Annotated in this window: 15 protein-coding genes and 1 pseudogene; 1 reads left to right on the top strand and 15 read right to left on the bottom strand. The window is 45.5% G+C overall.

Annotation, left to right across the window (positions count from 1 at the left end; all coding sequences use genetic code 11):
- Nucleotides 1-59: 59 nt before the first annotated feature.
- From R2J37_RS03685 to R2J37_RS03650, 8 genes are all read right to left on the bottom strand, one after another.
- Nucleotides 60-1,121 carry a nucleoside hydrolase gene (locus R2J37_RS03685; protein WP_316266250.1) on the bottom strand — a complete coding sequence of 354 codons (1,062 nt, stop codon included), beginning with the start codon at nucleotides 1,119-1,121 and terminating at the stop codon, nucleotides 60-62.
- A gap of 38 nt (nucleotides 1,122-1,159) precedes the next feature.
- Nucleotides 1,160-2,119, bottom strand: a complete 960-nt coding sequence (locus tag R2J37_RS03680) for an ABC transporter permease (RefSeq protein WP_316266249.1) — start codon at nucleotides 2,117-2,119, stop codon at nucleotides 1,160-1,162.
- Between the two features lie 12 nt (nucleotides 2,120-2,131).
- On the bottom strand, nucleotides 2,132-3,325 hold the full coding sequence (locus R2J37_RS03675) for a sugar ABC transporter substrate-binding protein (RefSeq protein WP_316266248.1): 1,194 nt from the start codon (nucleotides 3,323-3,325) through the stop codon (nucleotides 2,132-2,134).
- A 63-nt stretch (nucleotides 3,326-3,388) separates the two neighbouring features.
- A complete protein-coding gene (locus R2J37_RS03670; protein ID WP_316266247.1) occupies nucleotides 3,389-4,330 on the bottom strand; it encodes an ABC transporter permease in 942 nt (313 codons plus the stop codon).
- Nucleotides 4,331-4,346: 16 nt separating this feature from the next.
- Complete coding sequence (locus tag R2J37_RS03665) at nucleotides 4,347-5,843, bottom strand: sugar ABC transporter ATP-binding protein (protein ID WP_316266246.1); 1,497 nt, start codon at nucleotides 5,841-5,843, stop codon at nucleotides 4,347-4,349.
- A 152-nt stretch (nucleotides 5,844-5,995) separates the two neighbouring features.
- Nucleotides 5,996-7,723: a sensor histidine kinase gene (locus tag R2J37_RS03660; RefSeq protein ID WP_316266245.1), complete on the bottom strand. Its 1,728-nt coding sequence runs from the start codon at nucleotides 7,721-7,723 to the stop codon at nucleotides 5,996-5,998.
- Entirely contained in the window at nucleotides 7,724-9,286 is a 1,563-nt protein-coding gene (locus tag R2J37_RS03655) for a response regulator transcription factor (protein WP_316266244.1), read from the bottom strand.
- 37 nt (nucleotides 9,287-9,323) lie between these two features.
- Nucleotides 9,324-10,124, bottom strand: coding sequence for a BtpA/SgcQ family protein (locus tag R2J37_RS03650; RefSeq protein WP_316266243.1), 801 nt, complete (start codon nucleotides 10,122-10,124; stop codon nucleotides 9,324-9,326).
- Nucleotides 10,125-10,407: 283 nt separating this feature from the next.
- On the opposite strand from R2J37_RS03650, the gene R2J37_RS03645 reads away from it, so the two are divergent.
- Nucleotides 10,408-11,625 carry an IS110 family RNA-guided transposase gene (locus R2J37_RS03645; RefSeq protein WP_230105378.1) on the top strand — a complete coding sequence of 406 codons (1,218 nt, stop codon included), beginning with the start codon at nucleotides 10,408-10,410 and terminating at the stop codon, nucleotides 11,623-11,625.
- A gap of 135 nt (nucleotides 11,626-11,760) precedes the next feature.
- Here R2J37_RS03645 and R2J37_RS03640 read toward each other — a convergent pair whose 3' ends face one another.
- The 7 genes and pseudogenes from R2J37_RS03640 to R2J37_RS03610 form a co-directional block, all read right to left on the bottom strand.
- Nucleotides 11,761-12,882 carry an SIS domain-containing protein gene (locus tag R2J37_RS03640; RefSeq protein ID WP_316266242.1) on the bottom strand — a complete coding sequence of 374 codons (1,122 nt, stop codon included), beginning with the start codon at nucleotides 12,880-12,882 and terminating at the stop codon, nucleotides 11,761-11,763.
- 37 nt (nucleotides 12,883-12,919) lie between these two features.
- Nucleotides 12,920-13,846, bottom strand: a complete 927-nt coding sequence (locus R2J37_RS03635; RefSeq protein WP_316266241.1) for a carbohydrate kinase family protein — start codon at nucleotides 13,844-13,846, stop codon at nucleotides 12,920-12,922.
- Between the two features lie 34 nt (nucleotides 13,847-13,880).
- Nucleotides 13,881-14,603 (bottom strand): GntR family transcriptional regulator, encoded by a 723-nt coding sequence (locus R2J37_RS03630; protein WP_316266240.1) that lies wholly within the window; start codon nucleotides 14,601-14,603, stop codon nucleotides 13,881-13,883.
- A gap of 225 nt (nucleotides 14,604-14,828) precedes the next feature.
- Entirely contained in the window at nucleotides 14,829-18,362 is a 3,534-nt protein-coding gene (locus tag R2J37_RS03625) for a SpaA isopeptide-forming pilin-related protein (protein ID WP_316266239.1), read from the bottom strand.
- A 178-nt stretch (nucleotides 18,363-18,540) separates the two neighbouring features.
- On the bottom strand, nucleotides 18,541-18,921 hold the full coding sequence (locus R2J37_RS15185) for an MGMT family protein (RefSeq protein WP_230107551.1): 381 nt from the start codon (nucleotides 18,919-18,921) through the stop codon (nucleotides 18,541-18,543).
- 72 nt (nucleotides 18,922-18,993) lie between these two features.
- A pseudogene (locus R2J37_RS15180) lies at nucleotides 18,994-19,734 on the bottom strand (Cof-type HAD-IIB family hydrolase); the annotation flags it as partial.
- A gap of 17 nt (nucleotides 19,735-19,751) precedes the next feature.
- The gene (locus R2J37_RS03610; RefSeq protein ID WP_316266238.1) at nucleotides 19,752-22,502 is read right to left on the bottom strand and encodes an N-6 DNA methylase; all 2,751 of its coding nucleotides are present in this window, start codon (nucleotides 22,500-22,502) and stop codon (nucleotides 19,752-19,754) included.
- Nucleotides 22,503-22,505 lie beyond the last annotated feature (3 nt).

Raw genomic sequence — 22,505 nt, 5'->3', positions numbered from 1 at the left:
TCCTTATCACAAAACGCCGGAGCAGAAAATCTGTTTCCACTCCGGCGCTTTTTATACCTTTATTTAGGCGCACGCCCCAACTTCTCAAACATATCACCGAAAATGCCATCCCGGTAAACAAAGTTGCATACCCGTATCGAATGCCTCTTTTCACCTGCTTTCCACCTCACATCATCTGTGAGATAAGGCGCTTCTACAAGAGTAGATGGACACCAATGGGGATTGATCATATATCCTATCGTTGATATGTCCCAGATAATTCTGGAAGGAGCCATTCCGTGAAATGGAATATCCTCTTTCATAAATTTATCATAGTCATCTACTTCCTGTAAATAGGTAAGCCGGAATAAAGAAAGCATATTATCTGCCGCTTCCGGGCTTAACTGGCTGATCACCATATCCGCCAGATAGGTTCCAACCTTACTTTTTCCCTTCAGCTTTGCCGCCAGTTCTGCCTCTGTTGTCGTCAGATGGGACGCCACTGTCATACACGGAACCAGTACCAGCGGGACACCGCTGTCAAAAATGACCTGCGAAGCCAATATGTCCTGTCCCAGATTAAATTCCAATGTATGAGGCCAGTACAGAGGCTGGCCGCCCAGCCATACAATAACGATCTTTTTTATGATCTCCGGTTCCATCAAAATAGCCGACGCAATATTTGTAATCTCTCCGATCGCTACGACATACAAAGTTTCATCGCTTTCTTTCACGCGTTTGATAAGATCTCTCGCAGCGTCAGACTCTACCGGTACATCCTTTTCTGTCATATAATGTTCTGATCCGCGGAATACTTTTCCCGCCGGATCCATTTCCAGCATGCCAAAGATTTTAATGATCTCCTGATAACTCTGCTCCAATCCTTCTTTCAGATCACTTGTCATTGGGACGGTTACCTGATCCGTCTTTTTGGCAAGCAGCCTGTCAAAAAATCCGGAAGAAAAAGGAGCGGCATAAACTGCTTCCACCTGAAGGCGCTCCGGAGACATCAGTGCATAGGAAAGGGCAAACTGGTCATCTATTTCGTTGTATGTATCTGTATCCAGCACCATCCTCACCTTTCCTGCCGGAGGTGCCAGCATCTTTCTTCTCTCCTCTTCTGAAATTTTAGGAAAATTCATGATTCTTCCTCCTTTTCTCGTTCTTTGTATTTCTCATTTTAAGCTACTTTTGCAGCAAGCCGGCGTTTATGCAGATATTCTTTCAAAGTTTCTACATTGTTTGTAATGATCATAACAATGAGAAGGAAGACTCCCAGGAAAATGTTCTGGAAAGTATCCGGAAATCCTGCCGCGATCAGACCAATAAAAATTGTATTCAATGTAAACTGGCTTACAAAAATTCCAATAGCCATATTGCATGCCGGCTGAAGTACAACTGCAATAATAATTGCCATCAATGGCTGGAAAAGGAGCGTTGCACTTCCCAGATTCGTCTGTGCCCCCATAGAGCCTGACTGGCTGATCGTCAGTACCGCTGCCACAGCAGCAAAAATGCTTCCTACCACGAAGCAGAGGAATTTTATCCACTGTACACGAATACCTGCATTCTTTGATACTGCCTCATTACTTCCAATCGCTCTCATATGGTAGCTGAATTTCGTAAAATTGAAAATAAAGTAAAACAAAAGTCCACAGGCGATCAACACAACCACAATCCACGGAACAGATCCCAATACTGCATATTGATAGTCAATGCTTACAAAACTGAATCTTCCGGCAATATTTTTCCCCTCGATCTCAAATACCATCGTCAGAGCCATTGTCAGGATCAGGGACGGTATCTTACAGATCCAATTCAGGGCTCCTGTAAGTGCTGCCACAGCCACGCTTGCAATTAACGAACCAAGCAGGAGCCCTGCCATACCGAACTGGGAGGAGGCTATGCCTCCTACCAGTCCGCTTATAATAATTCTGGATCCTATCGTAAAGTCAAACAGTCCGCTCATGTAAATAAACGCATAAGCATAAGCTGTAATAACAGATACAATAGACTGAAGAAAAATTGTTGATACACAGTTCAGATTACTGAACCGGTCAAAACATATGATCAGAAAAATTCCATATACGATCACCGGAAGAGCCAGTGTCATTCCGATTTTCTTTATCCACTTTTTCATAGTTGTCTCTGCTTATTCCTCGCTCTCCATGCCTTCGTGTCTCTGTGCCACATCTGCTACAGAGAAGTTGTCTACGATTTCCTGATAAGTATCTGCATTAATGCTGTCATCATAGAATTTGATCATGCTTTCTTTAATTTCATCTGGTGTAAATACTGCATTGTCCCCCAGGAAATAGGTCAGATATTCCTGTGCTTCTTCACTGGATGTCAGCTCCAGATAGTTGCAAACCTGAACAAAAGGTCCATCCTCTACGATCGGTGTACCGATAACTTTGTTTACAAGGATCACTGTTGACAGCAGTGGATCGATCTGCTGCTGTCCGCCGTAAGATACGTGGAATGAACCAGCTTCCAGATATTCACCCATTGTAAAGTCAAAGTCAATACGCCCTACAATAATTTCTCCATCCATTCCATGATCGGAAAGCGCTTTTTCAATTGTCGGAAGTGCTGCATCACAGTATGTTCCTGCCAGCAGAATGCCATCCAGCTCCGGATATGCGGCAATATAGCTTTCTATTGTCTTTGTCATATCAGTCTGAGCAGTAATGTTATATGTTGTATTCAAAAGATTGATGCCTGTTTCTTCTACTGCTTTTTCCACGCCCTGATCACGAAGGTCAGAAGAAGTGTCACCTTTTGCAATGTTGATAACGCAGAGATTTTCTACACCCTGCTCTACCATAGAATTTACAATGTCATAAGCCGCCGTCTCATCTTCCTCATTGCAGCCTCCTGCAAAATAGTCAGAGGAGTAAACTTCTTCCTTGATGGACTCATCATTAATGGTACGGAACATGGTAGCATAATATACCTGTGCCTCTGTACACATCTGATTTACCGTCGCCAGCATAGAGTCTGAGGCAGGCATGAAAATAATTCCGTCCACGCCCCGGCTGATAAGGTCAGAAACATTATTAATCAGATCATCTGCTGTCAGATCGCTTTCTACAACTACTAGCTCCCCGCCTGCTGCCTCAACTGCAGCCTTTACATTATTTTCAATTGATACAAATGTGGGGTCTGTAGAAGAGGTCTGCCACGGAAAACCAATCGTAAATGCTTCCGGATTGTCTCCGCCTCCGGAACTTGTGTCCTCCTCACTCTCTGATGAGCTGCTGCCGCATCCAACTGCCAGTCCCATAACCATAACAAGGACAAGAAGCATGGATACTACTTTTTTCACGGATAGTAACTTTTTCATATCTTTCTCTCCTTTTCTTTTTTTATTTTCACAGGGGAAGCGCCCCTGTAAAATTCATCTGCTTTACTTAATAACAACTGTATTTCTCCTGTCAAAGGAAATCACTACAACGATGATCAGAATAACGCCTTCCACGATCTGCTGTGTCAGTCCGTCAATGCCCATCAATGACATTCCGTTCTGCATAACTGCCATTGCGATACTTCCCACAATAGCTGCCCGGAATTTTACAGACCATCCTCCGGACAATGGCATTCCTCCGAAAAGTACTGCCAGCAGCACTTCAAATTCGAAGGCCTCTCCCGTACTGGAAGAAGCGGTACAGGTTCTGACCAGGCTGAAAAATCCTGCCAGCCCACACAGTAATCCGGATATTGCAAATGCCAGAAATCTGACCCGTTCTACATTGACGCCGGACTGTCTTGCCGCTTCCGCCGATGCTCCGATCGCCCTGCACTGTTTTCCGTAAGCCCTGTATTCAAACAACAGATAGAATACAATTGCCACAACAAGAAATACAGCGATCTTCACATAGCTTTGATCGAACATGCGCTGTGTCAGAGGGATTCCCACTGTTCCGTTCAAAAAATATGTAGTCAGTCCCCTTGCAATAAAAGACATCGCCAGCGTTCCGATAAAAGATTCTACCTTCAGCCTGGAAATCATAACTCCATTCAGCGCTCCGATCGCCAGTCCTGTCAAAAGACACACAGGAATGATAAGCGCCACATGAACCTGGGCTGAAAATGCTCCCATGGCCGAAGCAAATCCCATAATTGCCCCCACTGATAAATCCAGCTCTCCAAGGGACATAAGGAACATGACACCGATGGCTCCAAGACCGATGCTGAAGAAATTATTAAAAATGTTCATCATATTTCTCGAACTGATCAGGCTTCCCTCTGTCAGCACATGAAAAACTATTACAACCAGTATCAGTCCGATAAACGAAAAATAGTTACGAATAAAATCTTTTCCCTGCATTTTTGCACTTATACTTTTCATAATCCTCTGCCTTCCCCTAAATCATTTTCTGAATCAGCTTTGCTTCTGTGAGTCCCTCTGACCGGTAAAACTCTCCCGAGAGTACACCGTCTTTCAGGATCACGATTCTGTCACTCATACCAATCAGTTCCGGCAGTTCTTCCGAAATAAGCAGGATTGATTTTCCTTCTTTCTTCAGCTGTTCGATCAGCTGATAGATCGATGCCTTTGTACCAATATCGATCCCTCTGGTAGGGCAGTCCATGATCATAATATCGGAGCCTTTTGCAAGCCATTTAGCCAGTACGACTTTCTGCTTGTTTCCACCGCTTAAGGTATTGCAGAACTGCTCTACAGAATTTGCCTTTACCTCCATATTTTCTGCCCACTTAGACGAAAGGTTTCTTTCACTTTTCTTCAGAATGAATCCACCTTTTGCCAGCTGTTTTAATGACGGCAGACAAATATTATCTTTAATGCCGCATAAAGTCATCATTGCCTCTCTGTCCCGGTTTTTGGAAATATAGGCAATGCCATGCTCGACAGCCCATTTCGCATTTTTTACTTTTTCTCCTTTTCCTTTCTGCACCTTTCCGATATCCGGCTTTGTCAGACCAAACATGACTCTTCCAAGGTCATGCATTCCGCAGTCGCTTAAGCCTCCTACCCCCAGGATTTCTCCCCGGTGCAGAGACACGGACACGTTTTTCAGTACTCCGCCTGTAATATTCTGTGCTTCCAGAACCACCTCTTCCCCGATACTTTCCTCGGTGTCCTCCCTGTAATAATGGCCTGACATCTCTCTTCCGATCATCAGCTGTTTGATCTTGTCTTCTTCAAACTCACTTTTTTCCAATGTCGCTGTCATGACACCGTCTCTTAAGATCGTAAGCGCGTCGCACATATTCATGATCTCGTCAATATCATGAGAAATAAACAGTACGGAGCCGCCCTCCTCCTTTATCCTGTTCATGAGACTGTAAAGGATATCACGCCCATTTACAGTCAGTGCGGTTGTTGTCTCGTCTACAATCCAGAGTTTCGGGGAAGTATAAAGTGCTCTGGCAAGCTCGATCAGTTTTCTGTCCTCAAATGTAAGCGTATCAATCATTACCTGAGGATCAATATGAGTAATCCCCATATCATTTAGTACTCTGGAAGCTTCCTGATTCATTTTCCGGACATTCAGCACTCCGCCTTTTACAAACATCGCCTCTTTTCCGAAAAATATATTGGCAGAGGCACTGATCTTTCCTACTGTGCCCTGCTCCTGGACCACCATACTTACTCCTTTATCCATGGCATCTACTGTCCCGGATGGAATGTATTCTTTTCCATCTAAATACAATTTCCCACTGTCAGCCTTCTGTATACCGGCACAGATAGAAGAAAATGTAGATTTTCCAGACCCGTTCTCACCGATTAATCCATGGATCTCTCCTCTGCTGATCGTAATTGTTACATTCTTTAAAGCCTGGGTGCTTCCAAAAGATTTGCAGATATCTTCTCCTTTAAATAAATAATCGTTTTTCATACCCGTCTCTTACACCTCTTCTTTTTGATGCCTCTATTATAGGAAATCAGAAAAAATTGCACACTAATACAAATTTCATTTTTTGTTTGATATTTGAATATTTTGTATACTTTTTTGGGCATTTCAGAGATTTTATTATGCATTTTTTATTTTCAGATGAAGTATCTGCTTTTAAAAATCAGCGTAATGCACGTTCCTTTTCCCTTTTCACTTTCAATTTTGATACTTTCTGTACTTCCATACAGATATTCCAGTCTTTTTCTGATATTGGAAAGCCCGATGCTCTTTCCTCTTTCTGCTTTTCCGTATAATTCCCGCCTCACTTTACTTAACTGTTCTTCATCCATTCCCATGCCGTTATCCTCCACCTTGGCAATGATCTCTTCTTCCTTTTTAGATATATGAATAACAATTTTACCATTCAGCTCTCCGCTTTCTTCATCGATCAAGCCATGGAACAAAGCGTTTTCCACCAGAGGCTGGAGCATGTTTTTTGGAATCTGCTCCTGGGAAAGACCCTCTTCTATTTCCCAGATAAGTTCCAGATTTCCATCGTACATATAGCGCTCGATCACAATATACTGCTCAATGACCTTTTTTTCATTTTCAATGGTATCTGTAAACTCTATATTATTGATCCGCAGTCTGTCCTGAAGAATAAAAATCAAAGCGGAATTAACTTTAATGATATCTTTGCATCTTTCCCGCCTCGCCAGATAATTAATACTGTTGATGGTATTATAGATGAAGTGGGGATCGATCTGACTGATCAGCAGGCTGAATCTTGTCTGCTGCTCTTCTTTTTCCTTCCTGGCGATCACATCGAGACTATCTTTTAATTCCTCTGCCATTTTATTAAAAGAATCACTCAAAAGGCCGATTTCATCATCCGGGATCTCTTCTATCCTACAGTCCAGATTTCCCTTCGCCACTTCCTTCATTCCTGCTGATAATATACTGATAGGCTCAATAATTTTCCCGATCACTTTAGAAAGCACTGCCAGAGTCACGAGTACAAACAGGCACAAGACAACCATAGCTCCAATGATATAATAGGCAAACGTCATAAAAATAGTCCGGTCAGCCACATAGGACGCCACCTGCCATTTGCTGGTCAGGGATGTGTCAATAAACTGAATCCCATTGTTTCCTTTTTCACTGACAGTCTGCTGATTTCCCTCTACATTTTCATGTGCTTTTTCCTGCCATCTTTCGTTTCCCTGGGAGCAAATGACATCTCCGTTTCCATCCACCAGTTCCGCATAGTCCAGTGTGTGATCTGTCAGCACACGAAACGTTCGTATCAGGTCATTCAGCTCCATAAAAACAACGTAGGTATATTTCTGATTCCCATGATAAAAATTTTTCAGATATGCTGCTGTATATTTTTCCGCATTATTAATTGTTACTTTGTATACTCCCGAAACACCTCTTCCATATTCCGCTTTTTCCAGATTTTTATACCAGCTTGTCTCAATCAGTTCTCTGTCCGCTTCATCTACTTCACTTAAAGAATCCAGTACCGGTACATTCTGGCTGGAAATCATAACACATCGGATAGACCCCTCATAACTGATCAGATTGTTTAAATTCAGTGAAGCAATATTTCGATTCTGCTCTTCCGGGTCAGAAAAATAGCGCAGAATTTCCTCATTCTGCGCTACCGAAAGAGCAAGATTTTCCGTATAATCCTGGACAAAGGAGACAAGAGTATCTACTTGTGAAATTACTTCTGTATTCGTATTTTCCGCACGTTCGATCGCATCCTGTTCCAGCCCCGGGACAAATAAAGCATAAAAAACTACACAGGAGAGAACTCCCATCGCAATTCCGATCACAATAATTCTATTGGAAATCTTTTCTCTGATTGTTTTCTCCACCTATGACAGCCTCCCTTTTTCCTTTTGATAGTTTGTCGGATAAGTACCTACAAGTTTGAAAAAAATCTGGCTGAAATATTGACTGGACTGATATCCTACTGCTGCCGATACTTCATACACTCTCATGTCTCCTTCCTCCAATAGTCTCTTTGCCTTTTCAATCCTTATTTCCGTAATGTAACTGTTCAGAGTTTTCCCGGTTTCTCTTTTAAAAAGACTGCATAAATGACCGGAACTCAAATGTACTGTTTCTGCAATTTCCCGTATCGTCAGATCATGTTTCCCGTAGTATTTTGAAATGTATTCCATTACCTTCACTACCGGACGGGAATATTCATTGAAGTGAACCTTTTCTCTTGCGTGGATAAGCAGAAGGAAGGAAACTTCAAACCACTCTTCCAGACGTATGCCGTCCAGCCATCTGTCCCAGTTTTTCTCTGTTCCTATGTCCTGACGTTCCATGTAGTCCGGAAGCTGCCTGTTATTTCTTCTCAGGATTTCATAGAAATCTCTCGAAACACTTTTTAGGCTTCTATCGTCTTCTGCCTCACAGATTTTCCGGAAAATCTCCTGTAGATATTTCCTCACCTCTTCTGCATTCCTTCTGTTGATCATATCCTGAAAATATTCGGTTTCTACGATCACAGGCATCGTTTTTTCATTTGTCCGCACCTTTGTATCTGTCAGATGAATAATCTGCCCGCATCCTGTAAAATATTTTTTCCGGAACACAGACTGATATTTTTCTTCACATCTTTTTAATTCAGGAAGGCTCATTTTATAATCCACTACGTAAATCGTAAAGGAGCAGTGAAACGTTTCCTTCAGCCTGTCCTGAATCTGTTTTGCATATTTATAAAGTATTTCTGTCACATTTTTCTGTGACAGAGCCGGAATATCCATAACAGCCAGAATCCGGTTATCCGGTGAATAGCTGACGATCAGCTCATACTCTGCTGTTTCTTCTTTGAGGATGGCAGAGGCAATCTCTTTTCGGGAACACATAAGGCTGTCTTCCAATGGATCCCCCGGCAGACGGATCGGCATATCCTGCTCTACCAGCAGATATCCATACGCCTTTCCTTTGAGAACCTTAGGAAGATCCGCTTCCTGAAGATCAGGCACTTCCAAAAACTCGGATATCGCTTTTTCTTTTACAATATCCTTCCATTTTCCCTGATCCTCTATCGTCCGATACAGCTTTTTCAGAAGTTCTGTAAATGTCTTTTCATCCAGAGTACTCTTTATCACATAGTCTCTTACCCCATACTGAATGGCTGTTTTCGCATAAGAAAAATCTTCGTATGCCGTCAGCAAAAAAATATACACTTCGTTGTCTGTCTCTCGCAGTTTCCTGATCAATTCAAGACCATTCATAAAAGGCATTTTGACATCTGTAAATATAACTCTTGGATGATATTGATTATATTTCACCCATGCCTGCTTGCCATTAAACGCCGTGGCAATAATCTCAAATCCCAGGGCGTCCCAATCAACCAGTGTCCTTAAGTCTTCCAATACCAATTTCTCATCATCCACAATCATAACCGGTATTTTTTTCATCGTTTTTCGCCCCTTTTGATGTTTTATGTCTTTCTTGTCAAGACGGGATTTCTTTGACAAATTCTTCTACCAGTTCCCGTTCCACAGGAGCTGACAGATCACCGTCCTTTTTAAAACTGCTTCCAACAATTGCACCGTCCAGCATCCCCCAAAGTTCAGCTACATTTTTGACATTTAATCCACTTCCTGCCAAAAGCGGAATATGAATTGTCCGCTTTACCTGCAGAATGCTCTCTTTATCCGGCGCTTTTCCGGTCCTGCTTCCTGTGATCACCGCGGCATCCGCCATGCTTTCTTCTATATCTTTCGCCTTTTCTTCCAGTGTACGGTCCGAAGTAATCGCATGGCTTCCGTGTTTCACCTGAAAATCTCCGAATATCATAATATCCTGTGCATCGATCAGACGCCGGTAACGCATGATCTTCGGTCCTGCCGCATCCACATAACCGCTGTTTGAAATATAACCGTTGGCCAGATTAAAGACTCTGACCCAGGAGGCTCCTGATGCTTTCGCTGCCGCCAACGCATGCATGCCACCGTTTAAATGAACATTCATCCCCATAGGAATCTCGGGAAAACGCTGCCTGATAGCGCATCCTGCCGCTGTAAGAAACGCTGCTGTCTCCGGCCCCATATCCTCTGGTTTCAGAAACGGCCGGTCAAATTGATTCTCAACCTGTATTCCGTCCACTCCTCCCGCACACAGCTCTTCTACATCATGCAGCGCCAGATCCAGAATCTTCTCCCAGCTTAGACTGCAGGCCGGAGTTCCCGGCAGTGCCTTTAAATGCACCATTCCGATTACCGGTTTTTTATTTTGAAATATTTTTCGAAACATTTCTTCCTCCTACTACAATATATTTATGGTTAATACCCCTTACATCCAGTAAGGAATTATCCATCTTGTTGCTTAAGCTGTTAGAATGAGTATGGCAATGGGTCTGGCCACTACCTCCTAGGACTTAACGTCCGTAAAAAAGTCAGCCAACCAGCACTCATTCGCAGCATTCGTTTTACGCAGGTTGAACTTTCTCGTTCGTGTGATATCCCCAGTAGATTGAATGGGCAATGAGTAAATCTGGTATTGACCATTGCTAATTCATTTCAAAGGAGTCTTTATCATGAACGCTGTTGGTATCGATGTTTCCAAAGGTAAAAGTACTGTCACCATCCGCAGGCCCGGAGATGTGGTCCTTATGCCACCCTGCGATATTCCACACACCCAGTCCGCTATCAACGCTCTTATTGAGCAGATCAAAAACCTTGATGGCGAAACCAAAGCCTGCATGGAACACACCGGAAGATACTATGAACCGGTCGCTAACTGGCTCTCTGACGCAGGCATCTTTGTCAGCACTGTCAATCCCATCCTGATCAGGGATTTCGGGGATGACTCTCTCCGTGCTCCAAAGACAGACAAAGCGGATTCTAAAAAAATCGCCCGTTATGCTCTTGACCGCTGGGCAAAACTGAAGCAATATGGAAGTATGGATAAAACACGCAATCAACTCAAAACAATGAATCGGCAGTTTGGTTTTTATATAGACCAGAAAACTGCTATGAAAAACAATCTCATTTCCCTTCTGGATCAAACCTATCCCGGTGCCAATGACTTCTTTGACAGCCCTGCCCGCAGTGACGGCTCCCAGAAATGGGTGGACTTTGTCTACACCTACTGGCATGTGGATTGTGTACGCTGCAAGTCTCTGCAAGCCTTTACGGAGCATTACCAGAAGTGGTGCAAACGCAACGGTTATAACTTCAGTGCCTCAAAGGCAGAAAAGATCTATCAGAGCTCTTCTGACCTGATCGCCGTATTTCCGAAAGATGACAGCACAAAAACGCTGATACGGCAGGCTGTCACGATGCTGAACACGGCTTCTCAGACAGTGGAGGCTCTCCGCCTTAAGATGGATCAGACTGCCGCCACGCTCCCGGAATATCCGGTTATTATGGCAATGAACGGTGTCGGTCCCTCACTTGGCCCCCAGCTTATGGCTGAGATTGGAGACGTTACCCGTTTCACTCACAGAGAAGCGCTTACCGCTTTCGCCGGTGTCGATCCGGGTAAGAACGATTCCGGCAAACGTAACCAGAAAAGTGTACGCACTTCAAAGAAAGGCTCTCCAAGCCTGCGCAAAACACTGTTTCAGATCATGGACGGCTTGATCAAACGCTCTCCGATAGATGATCCGGTCTATGCCTTCATGGATAAAAAACGATCCGAAGGCAAGCCTTATTACGTCTATATGACTGCCGGAGCCAATAAGTTTCTCCGCATTTATTACGGACGGGTAAGGGAATACCTTGCTTCTCTGGAAGAATCCAAAGAAAGCTGATTTCAATCCCATACTTTGTTCCAGGCCAGCGCACTGCGGTGGTCTTGTTGTGATACTCTTTTTTCAACCTGTATAAAATTTTCAAAGTTCATCAATTTCTGCTTGACTCTTTATTTGCAGACTTTTTCAAAATGCTTATTCCTCTGCCTGCCATCCGGCTACCGGCCCTGTGTACAACAGGTCGATTACCTTTTTCAGATTTACATCATGGGGCTGATCCGGATCCTTATAGGAAAGCCGCGACAACTCGCAGGCAAATAAATGAAGGACCGTCATTGCGCATATACTGCCTCCCCATGGAGATAATTCTCCCAGCCACGGCGCAAGATATACCGCATTTTCAGAATTCTGTTCTTTGGCAACCGCCCCCACGATCAGAACTCTCGCCTTCTGGTCGCAGGCATATTCCACAACCTGTCTTTCTCTGTGATCAAGAATATTGTTTCCGATCACAATAACCGCATCCGGACTTTTGACCGAAAATCCATGGAGATGCATATATTCCTCTGCATTGCAGAATGTCACATGACCTCTGGAAGTCTCCACGATTTTGGCTGCCCCGATCATGGCAGTGCTTCTGGCAGGACCGCTCCCTACATAAGTATAACACCGTGCTTCCAGAAAACTCTGAGCAGATTGTTGTATTTTCTCTTTCTCTTCTGTGTATATTCTTTCTATCATCCGGGGCACTGCTTCTCTGATCTCCCTTTGCAGGTTCGCCCTTTCCTCCTCCGTAATCTTTCCCTTTTCTTTTGCCAGCTCAAAAGCCAGGGAATACATCAGCGCAAGAGAGCTTGTTGTTGTTTTGGTAGGAAATGTTCTGGACACTCCGATCGCTGCTGTAAGAAGTACCTCACTGCTTTCCATTCCCAGCGGACTTTCCTTATGATTTGTTACTCCTACTGAGATTCCCTGACATTCTTTTACATAATCCAGTGCCTTGCGTACATAGAGCGATTTCCCCGAAGAACTGAATAAGATCACCATCGTCTCGGGATTTACCTCGGGTTTTTCCAGAAAATAGTCATAGGCCTCATATCCCATAGCTTCTGTCCCGGTCAGCTGGCGAAACGCCTCTGCAGCCGCCAGGCTGATAAAATAACAGTCCCCGGATCCCACAATATGGATCTTCCGTACATTCCGACAGATGTCTGCAATATGCTCAATCTGTCCTTTCAGCTCCTCTGTACAGTTTCTGATCGCTTCCGCCTGTTCCATTACCTCCTGCGGGAAAAAATAGGTGTTCCAGTCTTTCATAATTCTTCCTCCTTTGTCTGCTGCATGTTTTTCCTGATTACTTATATTCCTCTATACCCTTTTCAATCTCAGATAACGAAGGCATATTTCTGGCTCCTTTTTTTGTTACAGAGATTCCTGCTGCTACCGATGCATATTTCATAGCGTCTTCCATAGTTTTCCCCTGTGCCCGCGCCGCCACGAAAGCAGCCATATAAGTATCTCCCGCTCCTGTTGTATCCACCGGTCTATGACGTGTTGCCGGAATTTGAAAAACGATTTCCTGCCGGTCGTTCATCAGCCTGGAGCCTTGTCCTCCGCATTTGATCACATAAGACTGTCCTTCTTTCGGGGTCAGGCCAAGTGCTTTCATTTCCGTTTCACCAGTCAGTACAACATCGCACAGATCCGCTATCTGACAGGTGCCTTCTTTTACTTTTGGAGGAACCTTGTCTGCCGGATAGCATAAGTTGGGATCAAAGTACAGTTCTGCTTTTCCCTTCCATTTCCGTGCTGCTTCCACAACAGCCTCCTGTGCCGGACAGATTCCCGCAAGAACTCCTGTCAGGCACAGGATATCCGGCTGTATTTCTTCCAGACAGGCAAAATCTTCTGTCTCCAGTTTTTCAAATGCCGATCCTCTTACCAGCATATAAATATCCCTTTCACCCTGAAGGTCCGTAAAAATCGCAGTAGTCCCTGAATGCAGTCCCGATTTTGGCCGGATCCAGCTTACATCTACTCCGATTTGTTCCAGGCCCTTTAAGAGAAATTCTCCCGACTCGTCTTCCCCTATACCGGCTATAATTGCCGTATCCATTCCAAGAGCTGACAGCCCGGCGGCTATATTCCCTGCCGTTCCGCCTTCGCTTCTTCCAAAGGGAACTCCATATGTCCTTCCGCCCCGCTCTGGAAACCCCTCAATTTCGGAAATCATATCGACAAAGACATCTCCTATGACAACCGCTCTTTTTGCCTTTTTCATACATCTTCACTCCTCGCCTTTCATTATTTTTTCTTTATTTTTTTCTCATTGCGACTGCATGTTTGTATCTGTCAGACCGATACACCACCTCACTGTACTCTATCAGATTTCCTTCCTGGTCAAAGGATTCTCTCTCAAAAGCAAGCAGCGGAGCCTGCCTGCTTACATCCAGTATTTCCGCGTACTTTTTTCCTGCCGATATAGCCCATATTTCCTCACGAATCTCTGTAATAACAATGTGGAAATATTTTTGCAGATTTTCATACATGGAATCCCCTTCAAGAAGCAGCGGAATCTCTTTTCCCCGGAACAGTTTTTTAGGAAAATAAGAGTGGTTAACAGAAATCGGTTCATTGTCTGTCCCTCTCACACGATAGATATGGATAATCTCTTCCCCCTGCTGCAGCCCCAGTTTCCCGGAAAGATTGTCATCCGCTTTTATGACATCTATTGTTCTTTCTATCATCTGCGACTCGTACCCGTGACTTTTCAAAATCTCAGTAAAACTTAGGAGACTGGGGTTATTGTCCATCAGTTTGGAATATGCCACCTTGGTCCCCTTCCCTCTGACAATATACAAATAACCGTCCTGCACCAACTCGCTGATGGCGCTTCTCACTGTTGTCCTGCTGACTCCGTACTCCTTTTCCAGCTTCTGTTCACAGGGAAGATATTGCCCCTGCCGGTAATGGCCCTGTTTAATTTTTTCTCTGATATCATCTCTCACCTGCTGATAATATGGCTTCTCTCTTCCCAAGGCTCTGCTCCTTACTTTCAAGTTTTGCGACATCATGATGTCATGTTATCCTGATTTTATTCTCCCTGTTTTTTCTTCGCAATGTATCTATTTTCATATTTTGTTTGTTTTTGTTATATTCCCCTCCGATCGGTCAGGGACAGCGGTCACCATCCGGGTGTATCGCACAAAAAGAGAGAACTCTTTGTATCAGAGTCCTCCCTTTTTCACCGTCGATCTTTCTTTTTACTCTTCCTCTCTGTCTCTTCTCCACAGCACCCAGCCTGCCAGCAGCGCCGCCAACGCAAGCAGCAAAGCCCTGCTTACGATCAGAGAATTATCTCCTGTCTTGACTGTCTCTGCCCGCTTTTGATCCAGCATATCCACAGTCTGTACTTCTGCGGTTTCTTCCAGAGTAAAGACAATTTCTTCGGCAATTTCATATCCGTTCGGCGCCTCCTCTTCCGTCAGAATATACTGTCCCGGAACCAGCCGTTCAAATTCCTGTGGCACCTTTCCGGATATCCACTGTGCAATTGTGCTTCGGCTTCCATCCTCCTTTCTCTTTTCCAGCTTAAGTCTGGCGCCTTCCAGCATTTTTCCGCTGCCGGCATCTTTTTTACAGATATGGAGCTTCGTCGGCTCATTGAAAATTTCCAGGTTTTCCGTCACAAGGGCCGTATGCTGGTCTTTGTATGTAAGGCTGGCTTCATATTCCCTGTCATCCAGCACATAGCCCGGCGTCTGCTTTACTTCCTTTACCGTATATTTTCCCAGAAATAATTCCCTGGACTGCGCCGCTTCTCCTTCCGTTGTAATGGTATCCGCAAGCTCGCCTTCCTTCAGCCGTACCGTTCCTTCCGGTGTTATAATGTCCTCTGCTGCCCGGATCTCAAAAACGGTGTCCGACAGGAAAATCTCTTCTTCTCCTGCCTCCAGCTTACTGATGGAGATTTTTCCCATAGCATTTTCATCTTTCATAATTACTGTCTGTATCTCGCCGCTTTCAGGAACCGTAAATGTGATCTCCTGTGCCTGGAGATACCCGTCCGGCGCCACCGTTTCCTCCAATACATATGTCCGGCCCACGATCAGTTCCTCAATATAATATGGTTCATCCCCGGAAGTCCAGCTTTCAGTTTCTGTCCGGCTTCCGTCCTCCTCCAGCAGATAGAGGGTCATTTTCGCTCCTTTGATCTCCTGCCCGGTAGTAATGTCCTGCTTGCTGATCTTGTATTTTGTACAGTCATTTTCCAGACGGAGCGTATAAATCTCTCCTCCTTCCACCTGCCCTTTCCTGTCCGTTTTTACCGTATGGATCTTCTCATCCGGAAGATATCCCGGCAGCGGCTTTATCTCCTGAATGCAATATACCGTATCCGGCATCATATATTTTACGGTGATCCTGCCTTCCTGATCCGTCGTATAAGTTGCCTTCTCCTGGGGCCTATTTTCAGGCCATATCTGGAAGCTTACTTCCGGAAGCTTTATATCTTCCTCCCCTTTTTTATATTTTTCTATGATCAATGTGGACGGGACATCGTACACCGTTTTTTCTTCTGTAACTACCGCCGTTTCCTGATCTTTGTATTTCAGGCTGACCTTATATTCCTTGGGATCCAGCACATAGCCCTCCGGCTGCTTTATCTCCTTTAAAATATACTCGCCCAGCCAGAGATTTTTACTGAACACAGGACCCTCTTTTGATGTGGTAATGGTATCTGCCAGTTCTCCTTTTTGGAAGCGTCTGGTCCCGTCAGGCGTCGCGATATCCTCCGCCGCTCTCACTTCATATACCGCTCCCTCCAAATATTCTTTCGTATCTTTCTCGTATTTTTTCAGACTGATCCTTCCCATGGCGTTGTCATCTGCACAGGAGATGATAAGAGGTTTTCCCCAGTCCAGATCCTCTGAAACAGTAAATTTTATATCCTCTTTGTTCAGAAGATAGCCTTCCGGCGCTTTCACTTCTCTCAGATAGTAAGTACCATAACCCAGCTTTGACGGAAATGTAAATCTTCCGTCCTCATCCGTAGTAAAGGTATCATATTCCCGCACTGAAGGATAATAGGTCGTCATGGTAATTTTCTGTTTCTTTTCATCCAGCAGCTGAAACTTAGCTCCGGCTCTTGGTATAACCTTTCCTGTTCCTCTGTCGATCTTCTGAACCTGTATAGCGCTGCTGATCAGGGTATCCTGTTTATAGACACCGCCAACCACCGTATTTTCCTGCTGTATCGTCACTTCAAAAGGCCTGACTGCATTATATCCTTCCGGCGTTTTCACTTCTTTCACAATATAGGTATCATAGACAAGTCCTCCTCTGGGGTGGTCTTTGCTTTTTGTATCTGCCCGGCCCTTTTCATCTGTCCGGATGCGCATAACCTCTTTTCCCGTTGTTTTTGATGTGATAGAAAAGACCACTCCTTCAATTCCCTGCAGGGTGTCTTCCTTTTCATCTTCCGGCTGATATACCTTGATCAGTTCCAGGTCGCCCCTTATGATGTCTTCCGGCACTTCCGTTCTTTGGTATGTCTGCACGGTTTCCCCGCTTCCTTCCGATGTGATCTTCCGTATAAAAATCTCCTCGTTTCTGTTATATCCTTCCGGCGCCGCCGTTTCCTCAATTGTCACTGTTCCAAGAGGCAGGATGGGGTTCCCCTTTGCATCGCTCCAGAAGGAGTCTCCTCTTATCAGATCTTCTTCCCTGAAATAAACTCTGCCGTCCTCCCCGCTTCGAAATACCCAGGTTTTCAGCGGACTTTTCCCCTGCAGCTCCTGCAGCGTATCATAAAATCCGCCGTAAAATCTGCAGGTAAATTCCGCTCCGCCAAGGCTTGCTGCCCCCTGGGGCGTGCCGATTTCCCAGCCTCCTTCTTTTTCCAGCTCCTTTTCACTGTCGTATTTTACCGCCAGAAGATCCATCTTCTGGTACTGGGGCTGTTCTTCCACCTGCAGGGATTCGTTTCCCTGAGATGTCACCTGAACCTTATAGATACGCTTATCCAGTCCATAGCCCGGAGACGCTTTCAGTTCTTTCACATAATATGTCCCTGCAGCCAGCGTCAGTGTATTGCTCTTTCCTTCCTCATCTGTCTGCAGCTCTCCTGCCTTTTTGGTACAGGCCTCATCTGTATAGACTCCGTATACTGCGCCTTTCAGACTGTAGGCGCTTCCCGTCCCGGAAATTCCCCTGTTGCCTGATGTTTTCATCAAAGTCAGTTTCCCTTCCGGACGGTAATCCCAGAAGGTCAGATCCTGATAAGCGCTGTTTCCCGTGCTGATCTTGTACACATTAAAACCTTTGGGCGCCGGACTTAAATTGGAAATCCGGCTGATGAACGCCTTTCCATGTCCCACATCGCTCTCGCCGGTATCGTCCACATCCATGTGTCCGTTAGCCACAGAGCCTGCAAGCGAAGTCTCGCCATAGGATGCTCCCACGTCGCCGGGGCCTTTAAATCCATAGTAATAAACCTTTCTCAAAAGCTCATTTCCTTTGTTTTCGGCAGTATAAACAGCGGTCACAGTCATCGCTGTTCCCTTGGAAGGCGGTTTCGCCTCATGACAGGCGCAGAACGCCATTTTCCCATTGCTGAGTTCAAAATATCCCACCGGCATTTCCCTGGTATTATAGCGGAAATCACTGGCAGTCACTGTATAAGTGTCTCCCATACCGGCCGCCTGCATTTCGGGGACTGTATCGGTCACAGCCGGAAACAGAAGCGCCGCCATAGCCAGCGCTCCCAAAAACAATATTCTTTTCCCTTTCCCTGACAATATCTTTCCTCCTTTTTCTAAGATCCTGTCTCAAAATTTCTCTCACATCTGGTATCATTTGGCGAAACGCCTGACTGAAAATAAAAATGATCATTTAGAACAGCAGAACTGCTTTCTGTGACTAATAAGTTAACATATTTCCCTTTTAAATGCAAGAAAAAAATCTGATTTTCTCAAATCAGATTCCCTTCTCCTCAAATATCTGCCGAAACCGCTTTGCATCCTCCAGCGTCGTTTTCCAGCCGTACTTTTTCAGATCGATCTTCCAGCCGTCTTCTGTTCTTTCGACTTTTACTCCTTCTCCCTGAAGAAGCATCTTCTGCATGTCAAAAGTATCAAAAGCCGCCGCACCGCTTAGTATCCCTTTGCTGTTTACTACCCGGTGAGCCGGAATATCCTCCCCCAGCCTGCCTTTGTTCAGGGCATAACCAACCTGCCGGGCGTTTCCCGGCTTCCCGCAAAGGAGAGCGATCTGGCCATAAGTCGCTGCTTTTCCATAAGGGATACTTCTGCAGACAATCCCGGCTCTTTCATAAAAATCAAAACCAGAAGAAAAAATTCTGCGGATTCCCACCGCCACTCCATCCTCATCATTAGACAACGTAAGCCGGTCCGCCTTTTCCCGGCATGTTTCGGAAGCATTTGCCATGGCAATTCCAACACCGGCAAATTCCAGGAGAGCACTGTCGTTATCCCCGTCTCCAAAAGCGGCAAGCTCCTCTCTTTTAAGGCCCAGATATTCCAGGAGAAAGCCGGCCGCCTTCTCCTTTCCGGAATCCAGGTGGGAAATCTCAAGAAGCTGAGGAACGGACGAAGTAATATACACATTTTCCACCTTCTCCTCCAGCATTTTCCACATTTGATGTTTCAGGGCCTTTTCCCGGACAACAATATCAATACTCTCCAGCTTGGTTTCATGCTCTTTTAAAAACGCCCGCATATCCTCCACAGGGATCCGTGTCCTCTGTATATAAGAAACTGCATGGCTGGAAGCGCCGAAGCGCATCGGCTCTTCCGTGTATTCTCTCTGTGCATAGGGCTTCCCATCGATAAATGCCTCAAACACAACCGGCTCCCCTTCCGTACAGCGAAGGATCCTTTCCACAGACTCCGGCGTCAAATAGCATTTCTTAAGACATTCCCCTGTCTTCAGATCATAAACGGCAGCGCCATTGGATGTGATTGCATATCGGATCTGCAAAAGCGCCGTGATCTCTTCCGGAAGAGAATGAAGGGACCTGCCGCTTGCGACGACGACCTCTATTCCCCGGGCCGCTGCCTCTTCCAGCGCCTCTTTATTCCCCTGACTTAGCTCGCCCCTTCCATCCAGAACCGTACCGTCCAGATCAAGGGCAATACACTTTATCTTCATCTTGCTTTCATACCTCTTTACAACACTGTATGACGGGTTCTCTGCATGGACAAAAGGGACTCTCTGATCTTGTCATAGAGATGTCCGCATCCGATGGACTCCAGTACCTTCCTGTCAAATTCCCTGCGTCCGGGGTCCTGCAGCTCTTCTTTTGTATCCAGCACATCTCTGTCACGGATCCGCTCAAAAAGCCGGATGATCTCCTTCTCGTCTTCCGCGCTTATATCCGCCGGATCTATCATATACATCTGTTTCAGCCTTGTGCTGCTTGCATCCAGCACACCAAGTCCTCTGCCGAATCCGATCGCCTCTATGGCAAACATACCGTACACCGAATTCAGCAGGGCATGGATCAGATCTGCCGACACCCCTTCCCTTCGGCGGATCATCCTTGTAAAACGCTGGTCCACGAAGGTTTCCTCCGGGAACCTGGCTACAAACAGCCTTTTATCCGGATTAAGAGCTGTTACAAACTCCGCCTTCGTATCATCTTCCATTTCATACCAGAACCCGCCGGGCCGCTTCAGTGCATCAGGAAGCAGCTTTCCTGTGCCGTTTCTGATATTTTCAAATTTTTCTATCCACTTGAGAGCTCCACTGTGCCCCATCTGCCTTAACTCTTCTTTGGACCTGTGACAGCAAAAGGCCCCGGTATCTGCATATGCCATATAAGACTTTAAAGAAGCCGGCCTTTTCAATACCGGTCTTCGGTATTCTTCTTCCACTTTCTCAATATCTTTCGGATAAAACAGGTCATTCCATCCCCGGCGCTCTCCTCTTTTCACTTCCAGAAGTTCTTTTACCGGGATCAGATGCCTGCGGAGTTCTCCAAGCCATGTCAGCTGATGGAACAGAGCGTTTAAGGTAATCCCGCTGCTCTGGATCATCTCGATCTCTTCCAGACCGTATTCTGTCATACTCAGAAGATTCTTTTCCAGTTCACGCCCTACAACAATACTTGCCACAACCGTTTCCATCTCTTCCGCGCTAAGCTTTCGGACCTCCCTGTTAAGAAGACAGAAGCGGATCCTCTCATCAGAAGAAGGCGGCGCGATCTCTTTCTTTTGCAGCACAACCATCGTGGCGACTACCTCTGCATTTTCAAACCACTTTCCGCTGTTGCTAAGCACCACTGTTTCCATATGGTAATAATGGAGCAGCGCGTGAAAAAACCGGTTTCCTACGTCTGTCCCCAGCCAGGAATTAGATAAAATAATTCCCAGACGCCCGTTTTGCTCCAGAAGTCCATACAACTGGAAGGGCATATAAATATACAGATCTTCCTTTCCTGACGTAAAGGTGATCCCTGTATGATTCCACACGGACTGCCGTATCTTCTGAATATATTCCTCTTCATCCAGCGCACGCTTATTGTATTTTACAAAAGGCAGGTTCGACACAACCGCATGAAAAGGAGGGAGCTGCCTTATAATGTCAGACCCGTCCGTCGGACTTTTCAGCACGACATCATCGCCTGTCTTAAGTTCAAATACATTTTTCTGAAACAGATTAATGGGCGTATCCAGCATTTCAATGCTGGTGAGGGCTATATTGGCAATCTGCAGCGGATAGGCATATTTATCCGAAATCCATGTAGTATCCAGCGCTACTTTCGGATCAGGATTCCTTTTCAGTTTATTTTGAATGACAGCTTTTGCAATGGTTCCCGTCCCCGCGCACAGATCGGCGCACGGCGCCATCCAGTTACGCACCGTGATCTGACACAGAAGATCCGCCAATGAATAAGGAGTTGCATACTGTCCTCTTATCTCCCTTTTTGCCACATGGACCGTGTGCTCCAGCACGTTCTGAAGGACGCTCTGGTCAATGCGCTCGATCCGGTTGGTGTAAAGAAACTGATTATAGTCCACAAGATCGATCCATGTATCCTCCGGAATCCGGTCATTGTATTCCATCTGGCGGAATACATTATAAAAATCTCCCTGCTCCGTAATGCTTCGAATAATCGCATTTCCTTCCTCCGGAACAGAAGTCTCGTCGATACTGCCGATCAGATCAGCACAGTTGTGATACCGCCGGATCAGATTGGCAAAGAGAATACGGTTTGCCCAGTTCAGAAGGACTGTCTTGGCATACGCCTGGTACATATCCTTCTCATCGTTGTCATACTCTTCCCGGAAGGCGTTCCACCACAGCTTCAGCTGAACTTCCATCTTCATATCGCGCCGGGCGCTGTCCTCCATATACTCCGCCGTCATGGCTTTGTTTCTCCGGATCAGACGGGTGATCAGATTATCGGAAAGGACTTCTGTAATGGATACCGCCGAAATATCCCCGCTTACAAGGTACTCGTTTACCGTCAGGATGATCTCCTCCAGCACGAAAAGCCATTCCTGCCGGAAAGTGTAGACATCCTCCCTTGTCCGGATATAACTTGTGGCATCCCAGGTCTTTTTTTCCGTAAATTCTCCATCTTCATCTCGTGTATAAAGTTTCCCGTAGGTAAAATTCCAGAGTACGAAACTGTTAAGGCCAAGCGCTTCCGCCTTTCGGGCCGCATCTTTGATAAACGCTTCATCTGTAATAAGTACATCCGGCATTTTCAGCTCCCAGCCCTGTAGGATCTTCATCTGTGCCTCATCAGCGTACAGAAGCACATCAGGGAACATACTTTTTTTATTGACAGACAGCGTGCTTTCTCCGCCTGCCTTGCGGATGCGGATATTGAGCCTCTTCAGCATTCCGTTGATCTGGGAGATAATCTCAATTGCCCAGCTTCTTTCATTGCGCCTTACAACTGTTCCCATGGC

The organism is Claveliimonas bilis (assembly GCF_030296775.1).
Lineage (GTDB): Bacteria > Bacillota > Clostridia > Lachnospirales > Lachnospiraceae > Claveliimonas > Claveliimonas bilis.
The sequence above is the reverse complement of the archived record's forward strand: the minus strand, read 5'-3'. Positions and strand labels throughout refer to the sequence as shown.